Annotated in this window: 21 protein-coding genes and 1 pseudogene; 8 read left to right on the top strand and 14 right to left on the bottom strand. The window is 33.2% G+C overall.

Annotated elements, in window-relative coordinates; genetic code table 11:
- Window positions 1-7: 7 nt before the first annotated feature.
- Window positions 8-475 (top strand): hypothetical protein, encoded by a 468-nt coding sequence (locus tag CBR30_07950; protein ID PMQ01049.1) that lies wholly within the window; start codon window positions 8-10, stop codon window positions 473-475.
- Here CBR30_07950 and CBR30_07955 read toward each other — a convergent pair.
- Complete coding sequence (locus CBR30_07955; protein ID PMQ01019.1) at window positions 472-915, bottom strand: low molecular weight phosphatase family protein; 444 nt, start codon at window positions 913-915, stop codon at window positions 472-474. The two genes, CBR30_07950 and CBR30_07955, sit on opposite strands and share 4 nt — an antisense overlap.
- Before the next feature lie 145 nt (window positions 916-1,060).
- Between CBR30_07955 and CBR30_07960 the strand changes: the two genes are divergently transcribed.
- The 4 genes from CBR30_07960 to CBR30_07975 all read left to right on the top strand — a co-directional run bounded on the left by CBR30_07960 (window position 1,061) and on the right by CBR30_07975 (window position 6,914).
- Window positions 1,061-2,743 (top strand): dehydrogenase, encoded by a 1,683-nt coding sequence (locus CBR30_07960; protein PMQ01020.1) that lies wholly within the window; start codon window positions 1,061-1,063, stop codon window positions 2,741-2,743.
- A gap of 22 nt (window positions 2,744-2,765) precedes the next feature.
- Window positions 2,766-2,987 carry a SirA family protein gene (locus CBR30_07965; protein ID PMQ01021.1) on the top strand — a complete coding sequence of 74 codons (222 nt, stop codon included), beginning with the start codon at window positions 2,766-2,768 and terminating at the stop codon, window positions 2,985-2,987.
- Window positions 2,988-3,002: 15 nt separating this feature from the next.
- Window positions 3,003-3,479, top strand: a complete 477-nt coding sequence (locus CBR30_07970) for a hypothetical protein (GenBank protein ID PMQ01022.1) — start codon at window positions 3,003-3,005, stop codon at window positions 3,477-3,479.
- 261 nt (window positions 3,480-3,740) lie between these two features.
- Window positions 3,741-6,914 carry a hypothetical protein gene (locus CBR30_07975; GenBank protein PMQ01023.1) on the top strand — a complete coding sequence of 1,058 codons (3,174 nt, stop codon included), beginning with the start codon at window positions 3,741-3,743 and terminating at the stop codon, window positions 6,912-6,914.
- A gap of 48 nt (window positions 6,915-6,962) precedes the next feature.
- On the opposite strand, the gene CBR30_07980 is transcribed toward CBR30_07975, so the two are convergent.
- Together CBR30_07980 and CBR30_07985 are read right to left on the bottom strand one after the other, a co-directional pair.
- A complete protein-coding gene (locus CBR30_07980; GenBank protein ID PMQ01024.1) occupies window positions 6,963-8,165 on the bottom strand; it encodes an FAD-dependent oxidoreductase in 1,203 nt (400 codons plus the stop codon).
- The gene (locus tag CBR30_07985; GenBank protein ID PMQ01025.1) at window positions 8,162-9,352 is read right to left on the bottom strand and encodes a GntR family transcriptional regulator; all 1,191 of its coding nucleotides are present in this window, start codon (window positions 9,350-9,352) and stop codon (window positions 8,162-8,164) included. The genes CBR30_07980 and CBR30_07985 overlap by 4 nt, the downstream gene beginning before the upstream one ends.
- Before the next feature lie 112 nt (window positions 9,353-9,464).
- Between CBR30_07985 and CBR30_07990 the strand changes: the two genes are divergently transcribed.
- Together CBR30_07990 and CBR30_07995 are read left to right on the top strand one after the other, a co-directional pair.
- On the top strand, window positions 9,465-9,896 hold the full coding sequence (locus tag CBR30_07990; protein PMQ01050.1) for a DNA-binding protein: 432 nt from the start codon (window positions 9,465-9,467) through the stop codon (window positions 9,894-9,896).
- A gap of 3 nt (window positions 9,897-9,899) precedes the next feature.
- Window positions 9,900-10,464, top strand: a pseudogene (locus tag CBR30_07995) (dimethylmenaquinone methyltransferase).
- 3 nt (window positions 10,465-10,467) lie between these two features.
- Here CBR30_07995 and CBR30_08000 read toward each other — a convergent pair.
- The 11 genes from CBR30_08000 to CBR30_08050 are packed head-to-tail and all read right to left on the bottom strand — an operon-like array spanning window position 10,468 to window position 21,099.
- Entirely contained in the window at window positions 10,468-11,331 is an 864-nt protein-coding gene (locus tag CBR30_08000) for a 5-methyltetrahydrofolate--homocysteine methyltransferase (protein PMQ01026.1), read from the bottom strand.
- Window positions 11,332-11,333: 2 nt separating this feature from the next.
- Entirely contained in the window at window positions 11,334-12,335 is a 1,002-nt protein-coding gene (hypE, locus tag CBR30_08005) for a hydrogenase expression/formation protein HypE (protein ID PMQ01027.1), read from the bottom strand.
- Window position 12,336: 1 nt separating this feature from the next.
- Window positions 12,337-13,392 carry a hydrogenase formation protein HypD gene (locus CBR30_08010; GenBank protein ID PMQ01028.1) on the bottom strand — a complete coding sequence of 352 codons (1,056 nt, stop codon included), beginning with the start codon at window positions 13,390-13,392 and terminating at the stop codon, window positions 12,337-12,339.
- A complete protein-coding gene (locus tag CBR30_08015; GenBank protein ID PMQ01029.1) occupies window positions 13,389-13,601 on the bottom strand; it encodes a hydrogenase assembly protein HypC in 213 nt (70 codons plus the stop codon). Before CBR30_08015 ends, CBR30_08010 begins: the two co-directional genes overlap by 4 nt.
- A gap of 14 nt (window positions 13,602-13,615) precedes the next feature.
- Window positions 13,616-15,859, bottom strand: a complete 2,244-nt coding sequence (hypF, locus tag CBR30_08020; GenBank protein ID PMQ01030.1) for a carbamoyltransferase HypF — start codon at window positions 15,857-15,859, stop codon at window positions 13,616-13,618.
- The gene (locus tag CBR30_08025; GenBank protein ID PMQ01031.1) at window positions 15,828-16,271 is read right to left on the bottom strand and encodes a homospermidine synthase; all 444 of its coding nucleotides are present in this window, start codon (window positions 16,269-16,271) and stop codon (window positions 15,828-15,830) included. The genes hypF and CBR30_08025 overlap by 32 nt, the downstream gene beginning before the upstream one ends.
- On the bottom strand, window positions 16,268-17,692 hold the full coding sequence (locus CBR30_08030; GenBank protein PMQ01051.1) for a Ni/Fe hydrogenase subunit alpha: 1,425 nt from the start codon (window positions 17,690-17,692) through the stop codon (window positions 16,268-16,270). Before CBR30_08030 ends, CBR30_08025 begins: the two co-directional genes overlap by 4 nt.
- Window positions 17,693-17,705: 13 nt before the next feature.
- Window positions 17,706-18,248, bottom strand: coding sequence for an NADP oxidoreductase (locus CBR30_08035; protein PMQ01032.1), 543 nt, complete (start codon window positions 18,246-18,248; stop codon window positions 17,706-17,708).
- A gap of 17 nt (window positions 18,249-18,265) precedes the next feature.
- The gene (locus CBR30_08040) at window positions 18,266-19,948 is read right to left on the bottom strand and encodes a 4Fe-4S ferredoxin (GenBank protein PMQ01033.1); all 1,683 of its coding nucleotides are present in this window, start codon (window positions 19,946-19,948) and stop codon (window positions 18,266-18,268) included.
- A 21-nt stretch (window positions 19,949-19,969) separates the two neighbouring features.
- Window positions 19,970-20,704 carry an ATP-binding protein gene (locus CBR30_08045; GenBank protein ID PMQ01052.1) on the bottom strand — a complete coding sequence of 245 codons (735 nt, stop codon included), beginning with the start codon at window positions 20,702-20,704 and terminating at the stop codon, window positions 19,970-19,972.
- Window positions 20,701-21,099 carry a hydrogenase expression protein HupK gene (locus CBR30_08050; GenBank protein ID PMQ01034.1) on the bottom strand — a complete coding sequence of 133 codons (399 nt, stop codon included), beginning with the start codon at window positions 21,097-21,099 and terminating at the stop codon, window positions 20,701-20,703. Before CBR30_08050 ends, CBR30_08045 begins: the two co-directional genes overlap by 4 nt.
- Window positions 21,100-21,173: 74 nt before the next feature.
- On the opposite strand from CBR30_08050, the gene CBR30_08055 reads away from it, so the two are divergent.
- On the top strand, window positions 21,174-21,836 hold the full coding sequence (locus CBR30_08055; GenBank protein ID PMQ01035.1) for a hypothetical protein: 663 nt from the start codon (window positions 21,174-21,176) through the stop codon (window positions 21,834-21,836).
- Window positions 21,837-21,926: the final 90 nt, after the last annotated feature.

The following is a 21,926-nucleotide window of genomic DNA, read 5'->3' on the forward strand; positions in this document are numbered from 1 at the left end:
AGTTCCTATACTTTGGAGACCGTTACATGAGGCAGAGGGAAGGTGGTTTTGGTGGGGTGCAAAAGGACCTGAAAGTTTTAAAAAACTTTATTATTTATTATATGAGCTTTTAACTTACCATTATAAGTTGAATAATCTAATATGGGTTTGGAATGCTATAGATCCAGATTGGTTGGTAGAAGAGGAGTTTTTTGATATTGTAGGTGTGGATTTTTATGCACCTGCAGGAGATTTTGGACCATTAAAATTTAAGTATGATCAAGCTTTAGAATTAGCAAAAGGTGAAAAACCTGTAGCTCTTACAGAAAATGGACCAATACCTGATCCAGATCTTTTATTTGATTCTGAAAGTTATTTTCTTTGGTTTATGCCTTGGTGGGGAAAGTTTGTATTTGATGGTATTATTAATCCTAAAGAACATCTAATTAAAATATATAATTCAGAAAGAGTAATCACATTAGAAAAAATCAATTAAATTTTTAAGCTAAAGTCATTTTTAGACTCTTCTTTTATGATGGCTGATTCGATCCAATCTTTTATTTCATCCCTAATTTTTCTAAAAAAGTTAAGTTTTTCATCGTAGGACCCTTCAAAGGAAGAGGGATCTTGAAAACCTTTATGTAGGTAAATTTTACCCCCTGGGAAATAAGGACAGGTTTCTTTTGCATTGTCACATACTGTTACTACATAATCAAAATTCATGTCTTTAAATTCATCTATACTTTTGGATCTATGATGGGAAATATCAATCCCTATTTCTTTCATTACTTCTATAGCAAGTGGATTCACACTGCTTGGTTTTGTCCCTGCACTGTATGCTACAAATTTATCATTCCAGAGAGCATTCACTAAACCTTCTGCTATTTGAGATCTTGCAGAGTTATGAGTACAAATAAATAAAATACTCTTTTTCATCCTCATCCTCCTAAATGATATTTTTGATTAATTATATCATAGTCAAAGATTATATAAGCCTTAAAATTATTTTAATTGTTTTAGTATTAAAGTCTTTATATAATTTAACATGTTAAAAAATTATTGCTAAGAGGTGTAAAAAGATATGGGGAGAAAGATAATAGTCATAGGCGGAGTAGCAGCAGGTACAAAGGCTGCTGCAAAAGCAAAGAGGGAAGATCCTAATAGTGAAGTGATAATTTTTACAAAAGAGGAGTACATATCATATTCAGGTTGTGGACTTCCTTATTTTATTGGTAAAGTTGTGCAATCAAAAGATCACTTAATATTGCGTACACCCCAGGAGTTTAAGCATAGCTTAGGTATTGATGTTTATACAAAACATGAAGTAATTGATGTGGATAAGCAAAACAAAAAGGTTATAGTTAAAGATCTATCTACAAATAATATTAAAGAGTACTTTTACGATAAATTAATTATTGCAACGGGTGCATCCCCAGTAAAACCTAATATAGAGGGAATTAACTTAAAGAGAGTTTTTACCCTAAGGAGTGTAGGCGATGCTCTAAAAATTAGAGAGATATTGGATAATGACCCTCCTAAAAATCCTGTTATTGTAGGAGGAGGCTTTATTGGTTTAGAACTTGCAGAGAATTTAAAGGAAAGGGGATTTGATGTCAAGATTATAGAGGTGGCAGATCAAATTCTTCCAGGCTATGACTTTGAGATTGCAAAACTTGTAGAAAAATATTTGATAGAAGAAAAGGGGGTAAAAGTATTTACAAGTAAGAAAATAGTAAAAATTCTTGGGAATGAAGAACAAGAAGTAAGTAAGGTCTTGTTAGATAGTGGGGAAGAAATAGAAACAGATTTGTTGATATGGTCTGCAGGGATAAGACCCAATGTAGAGTTGGCTAAGAAGATAGGAATAGAGATTGGTTCTACAGGTGCAATAAGGGTTGATAAGTATATGAGAACAAATATAGAAGATATATATTCAGCAGGAGACTGTTGTGAGACTACAAATCTTGTCTGTAATAAACCTGCTTGGGTTCCTCTTGGCTCTACTGCAAACAAAATGGGAAGAGTGGCAGGAAATAATGTAGTTTATGATAATGAAGAGAATTTTGAAAGTTTTGAAGGAGTGTTAGGGACAAATATATTAAAACTATTCTCTCTGACAATTGCTAAGACAGGTCTTTCTGAAAGGCAGGCAAGAGAAGAAGGATTTGAAGTTGAGTCAGTAATTGTTCCTTCTGATGATAAAGCTCATTATTATCCTACATCCAAAATGGTCATTTTAAAATTGATTGCGGATAAGAAGACAGGAAGGATCTTAGGGGCACAGGGAATTGGAGAAGGAACAGTGGACAAATTTATAGATATAATAGCAAGCTTTATTTATTTGAATGGTACTGTATGGGGTTTAAGCAAAGTAGATCTTGCCTATTCACCTCCTTATTCCATGGCTTTATCCTCCGTTATTGTTACTGCAAATGTCATGAAAAATAAACTTACTGGAAAGTTAAAAGGGATAAATCCTTATGAGTTGTATAAAAGGATAAAAGAGGGTGATAAAAATCTCTTATTAGTGGATGTTAGAACTGAACCTGAATTTGTTATTTCTTCAATTCCAGGCTCCATCAATATTCCTTTGGATGAATTAGTGGAAAAGGTGGATATGATTGATAAGAATAAAGAAATAGTTTTGATTTGTGGATTGGGTAAAAGGGCTTATCAGGCTTATACAAAATTGAGAAGTTTTGGTTTCACTAATTTGAAAATTCTTGATGGGGGATTAAAAGCATACCCCTTTGAATTAATTTAAAATTTAGGGGGGTAGAGAAAATATGGAACATTTTGTTGATGCGAAATATCTACAATGTCCAGGACCCATAACAAAATTGTTTACAAAGATTAAAGAAATTCCATCTGGAGATATTGTAGTAATAGAAGCTACAGATCAAGGTTTTAAAAAGGATGTTACTGCTTGGAGTCAAAAGACTAAAAATGAGCTTCTTTCTTTAGAGGAAGAGAATGGTGTAATTATTGCAAAAATAAGGAAGGCTTAAAAGGGAGGATTTATTGTGAGCGAAGATAAAAAAACTATTATAGTTTTCAGTAATGATATGGATAAGGTATTAGCTTCTTTTGTAATTGCAACTGGGGCGGCAGCTATGGGAGATGAAGTAACTATGTTTTTCACTTTTTGGGGCTTAAATGTATTAAGAGATCCTAATAAAAAATCTCCAAAGAAGAGTTTTTTAGAAAGAATGTTTGGAAGGATGATGCCAAAAGGTGTTGAAAATCTCCCATTATCAAAAATGAATTTCTTGGGTATTGGACCTAAATTGATGAAGTATATGATGAGAAAGAAAAAAGTACAAACACTTCAAGAAATGTTAAAACAAGCACAGGAGTTGGGAATTAAACTTGTTGCATGTAGCATGTCGATGGATGTTATGGGTATTAAAAAGGAGGAACTAATTGATGGAGTTGAGATTGGAGGGGTTGCTACCTATTTAGCAGAAGCAAGTCAAGCTGGTTTAAACCTTTTTATCTGAAGGTAAGCTAATTAAACTTATTTAAAAAAGTATAATGTTAAGTTGACACAAAATAATATAAGTGATAAAATTTAGTCAAAAGCTTTTGATTGATATCTTTAAATGTTAAAGAGAGGAGGTGATTAAAAAACTAATCTAACGTAATCGATACGTTTGTTTAGATTCGTACTTTTTCCCTCTATTTGATCAGAGAGGAAGTTCATTACTCGAGGAGAGTAATGGGAACTCTCTCTGAAAGATTATTGTTTAAGGAGGGTCGATATGAGTAAAAAATTTTTAGTGTTTGTATTAGTTTTAATTTTAGGTTTGTTTAGTTTAAGCTTTGCTCAAGTACAAACCAAATTTAAAGATGTACCACCAACTCATTGGGCAGCACCTGCAGTAAAATATCTAACAGACTTAGGTATAATCTCGGGTATTAGACCTGACACCTTTGGCGGTGATATGTATGTCACAAGATATCAAGTAGCAGTCTTACTTTATAATTTGATCCAAAAATTGAAACTTGCAGAAGTAGCACTTCCAGCAGCAGATATTGCAGAATTGAAAAACTTAGTGAAGGATCTAAGTGAAGAATTAACCCTTTTAGGTTCAAGAGTCGATGAATTAATGGCAAGTTTAGATGAACTTTCTGGTAGAGTAAGCGACTTAGAATCTGCATTAGAGGAGAAAGCGACATTAGATGATGTAAGATCAGTAGTAGAGGAGAGCTTAGGGGATGTAACAGCAAGGTTGGATGATATTGAGGCAAGAGTAAGCGATTTAGAGTCTCTTGTAACAGAGAGACCCACATTAGATGAGGTCACATCATTAATAGAGGAGAAGATATCAGAGATAGAGATACCAGATATAAGTGATTTAGAAGGAAGAGTAAGTGATTTAGAGGGGTTAGCAGGAGATTTAGATAGCAGGTTAAGCGATGTTGAGGTGGCATTAACAGAGAAGGCATCAGTAGATGATGTGCAGGCAATGATAGAGGAGAGCTTAGGAGATACAGTAGCAAGATTAGATGATTTAGAAGGAAGAGTAAGTGATTTAGAGGGGTTAGCAGGAGATTTAGATAGTAGGTTAAGCGATGTTGAGGTAGCATTAACAGAGAAGGCATCAGTAGATGATGTGCAGGCAATGATAGAGGAGAGCTTAGGAGATACAGTAGCAAGATTAGATGATTTAGAAGGAAGAGTAAGTGATTTAGAGGGGTTAGCAGGAGATTTAGATAGCAGGTTAAGCGATGTTGAGGTGGCATTAACAGAGAAGGCATCAGTAGATGATGTGCAGGCAATGATAGAGGAGAGCTTAGGAGATACAGTAGCAAGATTAGATGATTTAGAAGGAAGAGTAAGTGATTTAGAATCACAAGTTGCAGGTCTTGCTGAACAAGTAGCTAATATTGAAAAGGTGGAAGTTACAGAAGAGCAAATTAAAACTGTAATAGGAGAAAAGCTTGAAGAAACAGTGAAGAAAGTTACCGAAGAGGCATTAGCAGATTTGGAAGGTAGAGTAAGCGACTTAGAGGGGTTAGCAGGAGATTTAGATAGTAGGTTAAGTGATGTTGAGGTAGCATTAACAGAGAAGGCATCAGTAGATGATGTGCAGGCAATGATAGAGGAGAGCTTAGGGGATACAGTAGCAAGATTAGATGATGTGGAAGGAAAAGTAAATGATTTAGAACTTAGAGTAGGAGATGTTGAATCTGCTATTACCGATTTAATGGGTATCACTGATGATTTATCTGCTAACTTAACTGCATTAAGTGAGAAGGTTGATGCTCTTGAAGGTGTTGGTGCAATGGTTGAAGATTTAGATGCAAGAGTAAGCGATATTGAAGTGCTCCTCACTGATAGACCAACTGTTGACGAAGTAACAGCAATGATAGAGGAGAAATTAGCTGAAATTCAAGTACCAGATGTTGAGGAATTAAAGGCAATGGTAGAGGATCATAGTGATGCTATAGATGCTTTAAGAGCAGATGTGGATGCAATCTTAACTGAAGAGCTACCTTCTGTAAAAGATGCTATTGCAGAATTACAAGATAAGGTATCTGAAATTGAAGATAAGTTAGCGCAAGTGGAAGGAGTTGAGGTCCCAGAAGAGCTTGCGGATATTTCTTCAAGATTAGATAATGTAGAGTCTGCAATAAATGCACTATATAATGTAACTGATGACTTAGCATTGAGTCTCTCTGATTTAACTGATAGAGTGTCTTCTGTTGAAGATGCAGTAGCAGATGTCAATGCTAAAGTGGATGATATTAATAAAGCATTGAATAAATTTGCAGTAAGTGGCTCTGTCTCTGTTAAAGCAAAGAAAGACTTTGGAGCAAATAAGAATATTGCAATAACCCCATCCGCAACTATTAATTTAGGCATTAAACCTGCAGATGGAGTAAGCATATCTACATCATTTGAGTTAGTAAATAATAAGTTATCTTTCAATAGCTTTGATGTAAGTGTTGCCCAGGTAGAATTTGGTCTAAAGAATCTTGTTTTAAGCTATAACGCTGGAGCAGATAGCAACTTCGCAGTAGATGTCAATGAACTTGTTGGAACAAAGACTGCGAAAGTTGTTGCCAGCGTAGACCTACCAGCAGGACTAAAATTGGCAGTAGGATTAAATGGAACTGATGATGGTACTGGCGAAGATCTTGTTGCAGGTAAGGTTTCTGGTAGCTTCAACAATGTTGATGTCAATGCATTTGCGTTAGTATCAAGAGCTAATACTACAGCTCCATATAGCTATGCATTTGGTAGTGACTTTGGAACTTCTGTTGCAAAAGGAATTAAACTCTTTGGTGAAGCAGTATATGATGGAACCTTTGATGTATTAGGTGGAGTATCTCTCAGTGATGTAGGAGTAAAAGGATTAAGCTCCACTTTGAAAGCTACATACAAAGATAATAGTCTAACTCTTTATGGTTCTGCAAGCTATCCAGTAACTTCTCAAGCAACGGTTAGTGCAGAAGTAACAGTAAGTGATGTAACTCATACTACTCGAACTTATACAGTGAAAGGTGCAGTATCTGGAACAGTAGCTCCATTCTCTTACGAGGCATACTTCGTATATCCTACTTACAAGACCTGGGCAAAGGTATCTGGAAGTGTCAATCCAAAGACTTCTGTTGAAGCAGCATTCTACGCACCTAATTTAACTCAATTTAGTAAAGATACCGTATCACTTGTCTTGAAGGGAACATATAGCTTAACAGATAAAGTTACTCTCTGGGCATGGGTAACTAATAACCAAGATGGTAAGTGGTTTACTGATCAAGGCTTAAGTACTTATCCAGGAACAGCTTCAGCAATGGCAGAGGCAGATTATGCTCTTACTTCCAATGTAACATTGAACTTAAGTGTATATAAATTAGGTTTAGGCAATATAACAAAAGGAGATATTCTACCTACCGACGTAACATTGAAAGCAACAGTTAACTTCTAATCCAAAGAATCTTAGGGGCTCCCAAATTTGGGAGCCCCTTTTATTTTTTTATATGCTTTCTAAAAAAGATTTTATTATTTGAGGTAAATATCTGAATACTTTTGTGTTTTTTGGTTTTGATATTATATAGGGAATTATAGATAAGAGTGTTGTTTGATAGGCAGTATCTCCTTTTTCTTCTAATTTCTTTATTATCTCCTTATTTTCCAGAATAATATTCCATATTTCATCTAAATCTTTATCGTTAAGTTTGTTTAAAAATCTTCTTATTAGTCCTGTGAAAAATAACTCTTTTCCAAAAGCTCTTTTTATTAAAAATTCATATTCTTTTAAATGCTTTATATTTCCATTGTTTAGATATTTATATGCTTGATTTAATGCAATTTCTGCTCCTTTTAATCCAAAATATATACCGCCACCTGTAGTGGACTTATTAAATCCTCCTGCATCTCCCAAAACAATTATATTTGGGTATATGTACATCTCATAGGGACCATACAAAGGAATAATTCCACCATATTCTTTTAATATTTTGAACTTACTGCTTCTTTCTTTGAGGTTTAAAATGAGATTTTCTAAATAAACTTTTGGATTGTTACCTGGAAGGACTGCAGTCCCTATTTTCACTAAGTCACCTTTTAATGGAGAGATCCATGCAAAAAATCCCTTTGAGTATTTTTCTCCAAAATATAGCTCTACACATTCATTATCCTTCAAGTAAATTCCAGATATCTCATATTGAAGTCCCACTAAATGAGGCTTTGCAGGAAATCCTAAACTTCTTAAAAATTGTCTTTTAGCTCCTTCCGCAACAATAATAATTTTTGCCTTTAATTTATTTATTTTCCCCTTCTCCTTAAAATATATTTCGCTATATCCATTAAAATGTTCTATACCAAAGGCTTTAGTTCCAAATAAAAATTTTGCTCCAGCTTTTTCTGCCATCTCTCCTATGTCATTATCAAATTTTGTCCTATCTAATATATATGAGTCAACTTTATTCTTTTTTAACTTTACCTCCTTGCCTATTGGAGAGTAAATATATGCTCCCTTTAAAGGAGAAAGGATAGAATTCTTTGGAAGAGGATACTCCTCAAAGGCGTGAAAACTAAGTTTTCCTAAGCAATGTATAGGTTCTCCGATTTTATCGTGCTCTTCTAAAATAACTACTTTAAGGCTTTTTTTACCTGCAAGATATCCTGCAAAATTTCCTATAGGTCCTGCCCCAATAATTACTATGTCCCAAATCATGAGTTTTCAACTTCTTCAAAAGCTTTGAATAGTCTTTTTACTCCTTCAAATATATCGTTGACATTGATCTGAGAGAAGGATATCCTTGCAGTATTTTTCCCCTTCCCATCTACAAAGAATTCTTCTCCTGGTACAAAGCTTGTTTTATTTTCTAATGCTTTTTCTGCAAGCTTATATCCGTCTATTTTATCATCAAATGTTAAGAAAAAGAAGAAGCCACCGGAAGGAAATGTCCATTTTGCTTTGTTTTGGAAAAATTTATTTAAAGCTTCTTGTAGCTTATCTCTTTTTTCTTTATATGCACTTCTTAGTTTATCTACATGTTTTTTGAGATATCCATTTTTGCAAAAGTAATATACCAACTTTTGATTGTAGGTTCCAGAGCAAAGATCCGAAGCTTCTTTTATAAGTCTTAAAGGACGAACAAGTTCATTTGGGGCGATTATAAAGCCTGTTCGTAAACCAGGAGATAAAATTTTTGAAAAACTCCCAATGGTGACAATAAATTTGCTATCTGATAGAGTCAATAAAGGAGGTAAAGTTTCTCTATCATATGAAAGCAAACTATAAGCCAAATCTTCAATAATATAAAATTGGTATTTTTCTGCTATTTCAATTAATTTTTCTCTCTTTTCTATGGGCATTAATGTGCCTGCAGGATTAGAAAAATCTGGTACTACATAAAGGACTTTAGGAGGTTTAGGCAATGACTTTATTGTTTCTTCTAATTCTTCCAGATTTATTCCATCTTTATCCTGGTTTACTCCAATTAAGTGAGGGCGAAAAATTCTCCATGCCTGTATAGTACCTAAATAACCTGGTGCCTCAATGAGAGCATAGTCTCCTTCATCTAAAAATAATTTACCTAATAAGTCTAAAGCCTGCTGTGAGCCCTCAGTTATAATAATATTTTCTGGATTTACAGTTTTGTTCCATTTACTGAAAAATTCTTCCCCAATCCATTTTCTAAGGTTAAAATCACCGAGGCTTGATGTATATTGAAATACTATTTTCCCTTCTTTAGATAACATTTCCTCGTGGGATGATTGTATTTCATCTATAGGAAATAAGTTATTATCTGGAAGACCACCAGCAAAGGAAATAATCTCTGGATCTTGAGCAAGAACGAATTTGGACATAGCATCAGAAGTTGAGATTTTTGTTCTGTTTGATAAAGATTTCTCCATACTTATCCCTCCGGAAAATTTTTACTATTCTTAGCATAAAACTTTAATCTGGTCAAGAGTTAAAATGTTAAAGTACTTGAAAAGATTAGATTATTATATTATTATTTTAACCATGAAAGTATATTGGAAAGATGTGAATATTAATAAGCTTATAATAATAAATCTTGAGCCCAAAGAGTTATTTTTAGAAAGTATTATAGAAGTTTTGAAAGAGAAAAAAATAAATAATTCGGTTATTATTAGTGGAATTGGAACTTTAGAAAAATTGGTATTTCATAGAGTACTGACAAGAGATTTTCCTCCTCAAAATGAATTTATAACTCTTGAGGCACCTATTGAGCTTTCTTCCTGTCAGGGATTAATATTAGATTATGAACCTCATATTCATTTTGTTGCTTCCGATTTAGAGAGAACATATTCTGGACACTTAGAGTTTGGATCTAAGGTCTTATATCTTGCGGAAATTGTTATTTTACCTCTTAAAAATGTAAATCTAACCCGTAAACTTAAAGAGAATAATATAAAGTATATTGAGGAGGAATAATTTATGTTTGATCAAGAAAATAGAGAATTATTGAAGTTATTTGAAGGACTGAGAGTGGCTGATGTAAGAGATGGTCTTGACTATCTACTTCTTCATAATTAATGTAGTATACCTTATACTATTAAACCCTTATTTAGAACAAGAGTTGTTGGAATAGCAAAGACTGTAAGATATTTACCTTATGAAGGAGAAATTCCAAAGATGACTCCAAAGGAATATGCAGAATTTTGTGGTTATTATAGTAATATATGTACTTATCCATGGCTTGATGAGATAAAAAAGGGAGATTTTATTGTAATTGATCAAAGCAGTGTAGATGCAGGATTAATGGGATCTAATAATTCCCTTGTAGGATATTCTCGTGGAGCAGTGGGATATGTTACAAATGGTGGACCAAGAGATACTGATAAGTATAGAAGGGTTTATTGTGAGACCTGGAGACATTATAGTAGCAGACGGCGATGGGGTTGTTGCTATGTATGCTCGAAAGGAATTAGAAATGGATAAAGAAGGAAGAAGAAAGCTTTATGATATTTTAGGTTGGCAATATGATGATACAGTAAAATAGTTATTAGAAATTTTCAATTATTTCTCTTGCTTTTTTAATATGTTCAGGTGTTGTTCCACAGCATCCACCAATGTAATTTATACCTAATTTTAGCATTTTTACAACAAAATTCCCGAACTCTTCAGGTGTTCCTGGATAAAGCGGTTTACCATCTACTATTTTGGGAATTCCTGCATTTGGCTGGATAAGTATTTTCTTATTAGTTTTTCTTCTGATTTCTTCAGCTACTTTTTCCATTTCTTCGAAACCTTTTCCACAGTTTGATCCCAAAAATAATATCTCTTTATTTTCTACAGATTTTATAAACTTTTCTATGGTGTCTCCAAAGGATGTCCTGATCCCTGAAGGAGTAATTTCAAAACTCATAGTAATTCCAACCTTCATGTTAGCTTTTAAAGCAGATTCTAAGGCACATAAAGCCTCTTCTAAATAGATCATTGTTTCAATCAATATGAAATCAACTCCTGCGGATTTTAAAATTTCAATTTGCTCTTCAAATACTTCTTTAGCCTCTTCAATAGTAATATCTCCAAAGGGCTCAAGCAATTCTCCTAAGGGACCTACTGAACCTGCAATTAATACTTTTCCTTTTGATGCTCTTTGGGCAATATCAACGGCTTTTTGATTTATCACTTTTATTTTTTTGTCCAGATCAAACCTTTTTAATCTTATTCTATTACCTCCAAAGGTATTTGTTTCTATGACCATTGCTCCAGAATTTATATAATCTTTATGAATTTGTTCTACTATTTCACTATTTTCTAAATTCCAAAGTTCAGGAGGAGTTCCTAAAGGAAGACCTCTTCTTTGTAGTTCTGTTCCCATAGCTCCGTCAAATAAAACATTACCATCAAATATCCGAAACATACTTAACAAATCCTCGGAAGTAATTCCTTTTTTAAAGTATCTAATATTCTCCTTGTACCAAGAGTAGTTCTTAAGTACACTTTTTCACCCCTTCCTTTTATTTCACCTATTATTCTTGCATCCTTACCTTCTGGAAATTGTCTTAGGAAGTTTACAATCTTTTCTCCTTCATTCTTAGAAGCAATAATTAATACTTTCCCTTCATTGGCAATATATAAAGGATCTATTCCTAATATCTCACTGGATTTTCTAACCCAATCTTTTATAGGCAAGCTTTCTTCAAATATTTCAATATCTACGTGGTATTTTTTAGAGACCTCATTTAAAGTTGTGGCTACACCGCCCCTAGTTGGATCCCGCATAAATTTAACTCCTGTAAATTTGTCTAAAAGGGGTAAGGTAATACGGTAAAGAGGAGCAAGATCAGATTTTATTTCACTGCTTGTATTTATTCCTAATCTTTCCAACATTATACATACACCATGCTCTCCTATTCCCCCATTTATAATAACTAAATCTCCTTCTTCTATTTTTCTTTCCCTCCAATCTCTATGTTCTTCTAATATCCCTATTCCTGCAGTATTTATATAAATATAGTCACCTTTCCCTTTTTCTACCACTTTTGTGTCCCCTGTAACAATCTTTATATTACAATCCAAAGCTGCGTCTCTCATAGATTCCAAGATTTTCCTAAAGTCTTTTAAGGGTAAGCCCTCCTCGATTATAAAGCTTACGCTCAGGTATAAAGGTGTTGCTCCCATAACAGAGAGATCATTTATAGTACCATAAATTGAGAGTTTTCCAATATCTCCGCCATTAAAAAATATAGGGGATATAACAAAAGAGTCTGTAGTAAAGGCTAACTTTCCCTTTATTTCAAGAATAGCAGAATCAAATAAATCTATTAAAATCTCATTGCCAAAATACTTCAAAATTTCCTCTTCTATTAATTTTCTTGTTTTTTCTCCGCCATTTCCATGTGAAAGCATTATAATTTCTTCCATGCTAATCTCTCCCATAGAGATAATAAGCAGAACAGGTTCCTTCTGAGGAAACCATACAAGGTCCTTTTGGATTTTCTGGAGTACATACTTTTTTATATAGTGGACATTGTGTAGGTTTTAATACGCCTCTTAAAACCTCTCCACATTTACACAAAGGATTATGTTTGACTTGTACCTTTATAGGAAATACTTTTCTTATATTGATGTCATCGTATTCCTCTTTCAATTCTAATCCACTATTCTTTAAGATCCCTAAACCTCTCCAGCTTGCATCAGCTATTTTAAACACGCGATACATGATATTGAGGGCTGTTAAGTTTCCCTCATCTGATACACTTCTTTTATATTCGTTAACTAATTTAGGCTTATTTTTTAATACCATTTCTGAGAGTAAATAAATCCCTTTTAATATGTCCATTGGTTCAAAACCAGTAATAACAAAGGGTATTTTATATTCTTCATATATTTTTTCCCATCCTTTTTTCCCAATTATGGTAGATACATGCCCTGGTCCTATTATCCCATCTATTTTAACTTCTCCCATATCGAGAATTGCCTTCATTGCAGGAGGTGTTAACTTATTTAGAGATAAAAAGTAAAGATTTTTGAGATTTTCTTCCCTTATTTTTAATACCGTAAAGGCTAAAGATGGAGCTGTAGTTTCAAAGCCAATACCAATCAGTACATAATTTTTATTTTTATTCTCCTTTGCAATTTTTAATGCATCTAAGGGAGAATATACAACTTTTACTTCTTTTCCAATTGCTTTATAATAACTCAAGCTACCTTCACTTCCAGGCACATTCACCAAATCTCCAAAAGTTATTATTCCAAACCCTTCCTTCAATAAGGCTATTATGTAATCAATATCTTCTTCAGAGGTAACACAAACAGGGCATCCAGGACCAGATAATAAATTAATACTCTCAGGAAGGAGATCTCTAATACCAAAGCGAAATATTTCGTGGGTATGGGTGCCACAAAATTCCATTAGATTTATAGTACGATCTGAGTACTTTTTTAAAGCTTTAACAATTTCAACAACTTCTTTGCTCATTTTTCCTCTAATAATTCTAATATTTCTTTTGCCTCATCCTCTCTAAGGACAGATATGGCAAAACCAGCGTGTACTATTACATAATCTCCTTCTTTAACCTCTGGAGTAAATATAGTACTAATTTCAAGGGTAGTCCCCCCCCCCATATCTACGTCCGCCATATTATTATCTTTCAATTTTAATACCTTTAAAGGATAACCTAAGCACATTTTTAATAAGCCTCCTATTCTCTTGCCATAATTACTTGTCCTAAAGATATTCCTCCATCATTTGTAGGAACTCTTCTATGAAGATACACTTTAAATCCCTTTTTTTCAAGAGCAGGAACAACTAAATTTATAAGTAATCTATTTTGAAAAACCCCTCCAGTAAACCCCACACTCCTAATGTTGAATTTTTCTCGAAACATCTCAGCCATATTTAATATAACTTTAGCAATAGTATTATGAAATCTTCTCGCAACTATAGATCTATCAAAATAATTTTTCTCTTCAATAATTTTTTCAATAGTAGGAAGTATATCTATTTCATACAAATCTTTTTTAACAATCTCAAAGGGATAAAATTCATTATCTTCTTTTTTCCAGGCATACGTTTCAAGTTCTATAGCTGCTTGTCCTTCATAGTCAATTTTTTCCCTTATCCCTAATAGAGCGGATACTAAATCAAATATTCTCCCACAAGAAGATGTATAAAATATTCCTACCTCATCCCTTATAAGTTTTTTAATAAGTTCTTTCTCAAGGAAATCAATATGAGGAAAGAGACTGTTTATTTCGCTCGGAATATATTTTGTAATATAGGAAAGTGCAATTCTTATAGGATTTTCTATGGAATAGTCTCCTCCAGCAATTGGAAAGTATTTAAAATGAGCAATTCTTTCTATTTTATCTAAGTTTCCAATAAAAACTTCTCCACCCCAAATTTTTCCATCTTCCCCATAGCCAGTCCCATCAAAGGAAAAACCTATTATATCATCAGTAATATTATTATCTAAAAGTAGACTGTAAACGTGGGCTTTATGATGTTGAAGAGGAATAACCTCCATAAATTTTTCAAATCTTTGAGCAAATTCAGTGGATAAATATTGGGGGTGCAGATCATGCACCAGGATTTCAGGTTCTATTCTAAAAAGCCTAATAAACTCATTGATGGTTTCTTCATAAACTTCTAAGGTTTTCTTATCTTTTAGGTCTCCAATATGTGGACTTATGAATATATATTCTTCTTTACCAAGAGCAAATGTATTTTTTAATTCTCCACCTAATGCAAGAACAGGTCTCACTTTAATGGGTACCTTTATGGGATCTGGAGCATATCCTCTTGCTCTCCTTACAAAATTTAATTGATTATTTTCGACAAATACAACACTATCATCTACTCTATGAATGATATTTCTATTGTGGAAAACAAAAATATCTGCAATATTTTTAAGCTCCTTTTTGCTTTCTTCATTGTCCTTGACTATTGGCTCATCAGTAACATTTCCACTGGTCATAATTAAAGGTTTATCAAAATAATCGAAGATTAAATAATGATAAGGAGCATAAGGAAGCATTACACCTAAGAACTCGTTATTAGGGGCTACATAAGGAGATATATCCTTTAGGTCTTTTATCCTCAAAAGAACTATAGGTCTTTCCTTAGATGTTAGTATACTCCTTTCTATATCATTTAGAAAACAATATTCTTCTATCATATCTAAATCTCTCATCATCAGAGCAAATGGTTTAAACTTTCTTCTTTTTCTCTCCCTCAATTTTAAAACAGCCATATCGCTAACAGCAGAACACATTAAATGAAATCCGCCAATTCCTTTAATAGCAATAATTTTATTTTCCTTCAAAAAATCAGAAATATCCTTAAAAATATTATCTGATTTAAGACCATCAATCCAAATATTTGGACCACAGTTAAAGCAGGATATAGGTTGGGCATGAAAGCGTCTACTTAATGGATCATGATATTCTTTTTTGCATTCTTCACACATCTCAAAGATTTTCATACTGGTTTTGTCCCTATCATAGGGTAAATCTTCAATAATTGTGTATCTTGGACCACAGTTAGTACAATTTATAAAAGGATAGCTATATCTTCTGTCTTTTGGATCTCTCATCTCTCTTAAGCAGTCATCGCAAATAGCTATATCAGGAGAAATAAAATTAAATCCTATATCCTCTTTACTTTCTATTATTGAAAAATCATCATAAGATTTTTCATCTTCTATGATATCTATATGGATTTTCTCTATCCTTGATAAAGGGGGTGGAGAATTTTTCAAGATATCAATAAATTTTTTAATATTTTCTTCTTCTCCCTGAATAAGAATATCTACAGAACCGATAGAGTTATATATCCATCCTCGTAGGTCTAAAGACTTTGCAAGTTTATAAACAAAAGGTCTGAAACCTACTCCTTGAACAATTCCATAAACTTTAATCCGATAGCTTATTACTGATTGTTTCATTTATAAAGTTTTGAACAAACTTTTTGGCAAGATCTAAATTTTCTCTTGCTTTTTCAGAAAGTTCTTCCCCAAAATCAAAATCATACCCTCTTATAGACAATAGATAAAACTCTGGACTCCTTTTATATAAAGCATCGATCCAAAATAGAAGTTCTTCGCAGGTTAAGTGATGAGTCAATGGAGAAAATTTTTCCTCTTTTTCTATTTTTTTAAAAGAGATAGGACCTCCCTCAATAGAGGCATCAACAAAGAGAACAATATCGTATTCTTTTAAAATATCTACTAAATCAATAGAAAGCTCCTGGACCTTTAGTTTATCAACATTTTCATTTATTTGGTCCAGGAGCTTTATTCCTAAGCCGTCGTCTCTTCTAAACTCGTTCCCAAATCCAACAATAAGTAAATTTTTCAATCTCTGACTACGGATTCTAATAAGTTTCCAGAGTTATCATAAATTTCAACTACAATGGGCATTTTCCCAATGGCATGGGTAGAGCAGGACAAACATGGATCGTAACACCTTATGGCTCCTTCAACCCTATTTAGCATACCTTCTTTTAAGTTTTTCCCATCCACAAAAGCCTTTGCTACCTCTTCCACAGCTTTACTCATAGCCCAGTTATTATGACCTGTGGATACGATCAAGTTCACCTTTTCAATGGTACCTTTCTCATCAACCCAATAATGATGTATCAAAGTTCCTCTTGGAGCTTCAACCACACCAATTCCTTCCTCATTACTAACGTTTCCTAAGACAAGTACATCTTGAGACATAACATCAGGATCATCTAAAATCTCTCTTGTTCTTTCTAAAGCGTATAGTGTTTCAATAAGTCTTGCATAGTGATAATAAATAGAGCCTTCTACTGGTTTTCCATATCCAATAGCTTTAAACTTCTTAAATTCCTCATTAGCAAGAGGTGTGCTTATCTTGTCTGCTACATTCAGTCTTGCTAATGGTCCAACTCTATAGACTCCATCAGGATAGCCTAACGGTTTATAGAAGGGGAATTTGAGATAACTCCAATCTTCTACTCTCTCTCCAATATATTTAAGATAGTATTTACCTTTAAACTCTTTTAAAATATTTCCATCTTTATCCATAAATCTGATTTTTCCATCATAGAGCTCTAAGGAACCGTCATCTTTTACTAATCCCATGTATCCAGTGGAGAAGGATGCAAATTTGTTACAAAGATCTCTATTTTTCTCTATATAATCCTCTGCTATCTTTATTCCCTCTTTTATGTAGGATATCATTTCATCTATTCCACTCATTATCTCATCCCTTGCAGAGGGAGAAAGAGCATTATTTACACCGCCTGGAACGGCAAAAGTAGGATGGATTCTTCTCCCTGCTACTAATTCTATTATTCTTTGTCCATATTTTCTGAGCTTTACTGCTTTTAGGGCAAGCTCAGGATTTTCCTGTATTAAACCAACTACATTCCTAATTCTTGGATCTGCATCCCATCCTAAAATAAGATCAGGACCAGCAAGCTCAAAGAAATGCATGGAATGAGATTGAATTATCTGTCCCATATGAATTAATTCTCTGAGGAGTTTTGCTGTTTTAGGTATATCAACTCCCAGAATATCGTCACAGGCTTTTGCTGAAGCAAGATGGTGACTTATAGGACATATTCCACATATTCTTTCAGTAATGACAGGCATTTCTGAGAAGTGTCTACCCTCAGAGAATTTTTCAAAGCCTCTAAATTGATCTACATGAAAATAAGCATTCTTAACCTTTCCATCCTCATCCAAATGTATAGTTACTCTTGCATGTCCTTCTATTCTTGTAACTGGACTTATTGTAATCTTATTCTCCATAGAATTCACCTCTCTATTCATACTTTAATAAATCTCCAGAAAGAACTGGAGTTCTTCCTTCTAAAATTTCCTTTAATACATAGTAAATAGCATCTGCAGATGGTGGACATCCTGGAATATAAAAATCTACCTTAATTACTTCATTCACTGCCTTTGTTTTTGGTAAATGTTTACCAATTTCTTCGGATGTTGGAATCTTACCCTGCACAGTACTTTCAGTGGTTATATATCCTCTTTCTAACAGTTCTTCTCTGGTGAAATAATTTCTCATTGTAGGGATTCCACCAAATACTGCACAATCTCCAATAGCAACAATAAACTTACATTTTTCTCTCATCATTTTAACTTCTTCCTCATGATGATCTGTTGCAATAGCTCCCTCAATAATTCCTATATCGGTATCTTCATCGGGGACCTTTAGATCAGTAATAGGAGTAGCATTTAATTCTAATCCTTTATTTATAAGCTCTACTAATCTCTCATCCATATCTAAAAAGGACATATGACATCCTGAACAGCCCTCACACCATATTGAAGCTACTTTTAGCTTTGCCATATTCTCACCTCACTATTTTACATGATTTTCTCAACTTTTCCCGAGATATCTAATAAAATCTCTCTTAAGTCCACCACATCATAATTGCTTCTTAACACTTTTTGTCTTACCAGTTTCTTGCCTTCAAGGTTGTAGAAGGTTCCTTCTTTTTCAAAACCATTGCTAATTCCAACAACCAAGTTTGCCTTGTTTAACACCTCGTGATTATATGGTGTAAAAATAACAAGAAATGTATTATTAAGATTCATATTGTTTAATCCATCTAAGTTTTTGGCAAAAACAAATACATTTTTAGCATGTTTCTCTTCATGAGGAATATTGAGTTTATTTAAACCTACTGTATTTGTCTCTTTTGGTAGCCATAAAAACTTAAAGTTATCATTAGCTTTTAGTATTTTAGCCTCTTCATCTTTTAAATCCTTAAAGATGACTGCTACATTATTCTCGTTTTTCAAAGAACTAATTGCCAGATCTAAATCCTTTCTGTTATATGTATGATCTGCAATCTTATTTAAACTATTCTCTTTCTCATCAACTAATACTAATTTCTTTTTATTTCCTATAACGTTTCTCTTTACAAAGGAGCCAATAGTACCAAACTCTTTATTCAAATCTACCCCAATAACTAAGTAGGCGTCCATGTTATCTAAGTCTTTTATAGAAATATTAGATTCTATTGGAGAATTATTGGGATAAAGAGAATAAACCTTGTCTTTAAATATCTCTTTTACTAATTCCAGCTCTTCGTTTAATAGAGAGCCATCTACATAGGCTACTACATCATCAGACAACTTGTTCTTTAATATTTCCTTAAGAATTTCCCTTGATATTCTTCTAAAACCAAAATCATCTCTTAGTCTAATTCCGGAAACTCTTTCCTTCTCATCATATAATGCTAAATATCTTCCATTTTTACAAAGTACTCCCTGTGATACATCAGAGTTCCAATCCCCATATATTTTTACTATAAAGTTTGCTCCTTTCTTTTTGTAAATCTCAATTCCACAACCTACAGAGCATTGGTCACAATTTGCATATATAATATCTGATTGAACCTCTCTTCCTAAATAAGCGGACCTTTTATCTAAAATAGCACCTGTAGGACATACTTGGGCGCATAAACCACAAGAGACGCAGGAGGATTTACCAAGAGGTACATCCATGTCCGCAATAATCATTGTATCAATTCCTCTTTCCATTTCTCCTAATACATAATGTCCAGCAACCTCAGAACATGCTCTTACACATCTTCTACATAGGACACAGCGATTATGATCCATTAGGATATAATCATGAGAGTTGTCTACAGGAAACTTTCTTTCGTAGGTAGGAAACTCGAAGTGATCGAGACCAAATTCATACCCTAAGTCCTGAAGCTCGCACTCTCCTGTAACTTCACAGTACATACAGTAGTGGTTTCTTTCACTAAATAGTAGTTGCAAAACTAACTTTCTTGAATTTACTACGTTTGGTGTGTCTGTTTGTATATCCATATTAGGTTCTACAGGTGTAGTACATGCAGTTTTAAGTACTCCTCGGTCTTCAACAACACATAGTCTACAAGAACCTTGGGGTGAAAGGTGCTCAAAATGACAAAGTACTGGCACATGAATGCCTAACTCATTTAAAACCTGAAGGACAGTTTTACCTGGGGATACTTCAACCTCATTTCCATTAATCTTAATTTTAAACTTGTCCATAACTCACCCTCTCTCTGTTTTTTATATTAGTTGAGATATAATTTCTTCCATTCTAACACTTAAATCAGATTCAAAAAAGAACTTACTGTTATTAATAAAATCATCCATGTTCTGTGAATAAGGCACATACCCTAAATACTTAACAGATAGGTTTTCGCATTTTGTCTTAACATAATCATCTTCTTTTTTAGATTTCATATTTTCTATGAGACCTAATATGGGCAAATTTAAACCATTTAGAATCTTAATAAGTTTTTCTACAGTTTCCATAGAAAGTCTTGATGGGGTAGAAACAAGAAGAAATTTTGCCTTTTTTATATATCTGATGAGTTCTAAAAAAACCTCTCCCATGCCTGGTGGAGTATCTATGATTAAATAATCCAATGGATCCCACTTTGTAATTGTAAAGATCTCCAATATTGTATCTGTTATTTCCTTTCCTCTCATAGTTAATGGCTTATTTTCTGTAAAAAAGACAATAGACATAAAATCAATATTTTCCACCTTTACAGGTTTTATGCCATAATCTTCTAATGGTTTAGCATTATCTACGCCTAATATTAAATGGCAAGTAGGTCCATACAGATCTAAATCCAATAAGCCTACTTTAAACCCCTTTTTACTTAAAATAAGACTTATAAATGTAGAAAGCGTGCTTTTCCCTACACCACCTTTTCCACTTGATATAGCCCATATCTCTTTTACACTTTTAAGTCTCTCGTCAATTATTGATATTCTTGGATCAATAAGATTCATTTTATATCCTTTATCCAAACGCCACGTCCCTCTTTAATATCAAAGTCTGGACTTCCACATTTTGGACAACGAATATAAACATGGATGGTTTCAGGTATAAAGTGTATTGCTTCTTTTTCTTCACCACTTAATTTATCTAAGCTATCTTTGTAACTCCATTGATATCCACAAGAGTTACAATGAAGAAGGGCAGGGAACATTTCAAAATTAAATTTAGCATTTTCTAATATGGTACCTTTAGACAGTTCCTTTAAGGCAAAGTCAAAGACTTCTAAGTCTATTTGTTGTATTTCTCCAATTTTTAGATAAACTTCTTTCACCCTACTCAGGTTTTTCTCCTGAGTTAAGTTTATAGATGTTTTAATAATTGTTTCTGCTAATGCCCACTCATGCATAACAAAGTTATTTTTAATTTTAGAGTAAATAGAAATAAAAATCAAGTTTAAAAAGTGGTATAATATATTCAATTATGTGTGGAAGATTTTTATTAGTTGATATTGAGAAAATAGAAGGGAGATTTAACGTACATATATTAGAGACCACAAATCTTAGAAAAAGATATAATATCTCTCCGGGACAACCTGTTCAGGTAATCTTTCAAGAAAGCCCCAATAAAATAGCGGATATGATTTGGGGATTAGTTCCCCATTGGGCAAAGGACCCATCCATTGGGAATAGAATGATAAATGCAAGAGCAGAAACCTTATTGGAAAGACCTGCCTTTAGAGATTCTCTTTTAAAAAGAAGATGTTTGATTCCTGCTAATGGTTTTTATGAATGGAAAAAAGTAGGAAATATTAAAGTACCCTATCTTATCCATTTAAAAAATTTTGAGCTTTTTGCCTTTGCAGGTTTGTATGATGTTTGGAAAGATGAAAGAGGGAATCTAATAAGAACATTTACTATAATAACAGTATCTGCAAACTCTTTTGTAAGGGATATTCATGAAAGAATGCCTGTAATTTTAAAAAGAGAATATGAAGAAGTTTGGATCGATAAAAATGAGAGAAATGTAAATAGACTGATGGAGATACTTCAACCTTATCCTTCAGAATTTATGTCCGCATATCCTGTTTCCAAAAAAGTTAACAATCCTAATTATGATGCAGAAGATTTGATAAAACCAGTCTGATTTTGATCTAATATTTGACACTCGCTATTTTTTTAACTATACTTAAATGAGAAAATTGTTTTCCTTAAATAATTAATTTAAGGAGGAATT

The sequence above is a fragment of the Dictyoglomus sp. NZ13-RE01 genome (assembly GCA_002878375.1).
In the GTDB taxonomy this organism is placed as follows: Bacteria; Dictyoglomota; Dictyoglomia; order Dictyoglomales; family Dictyoglomaceae; genus NZ13-RE01.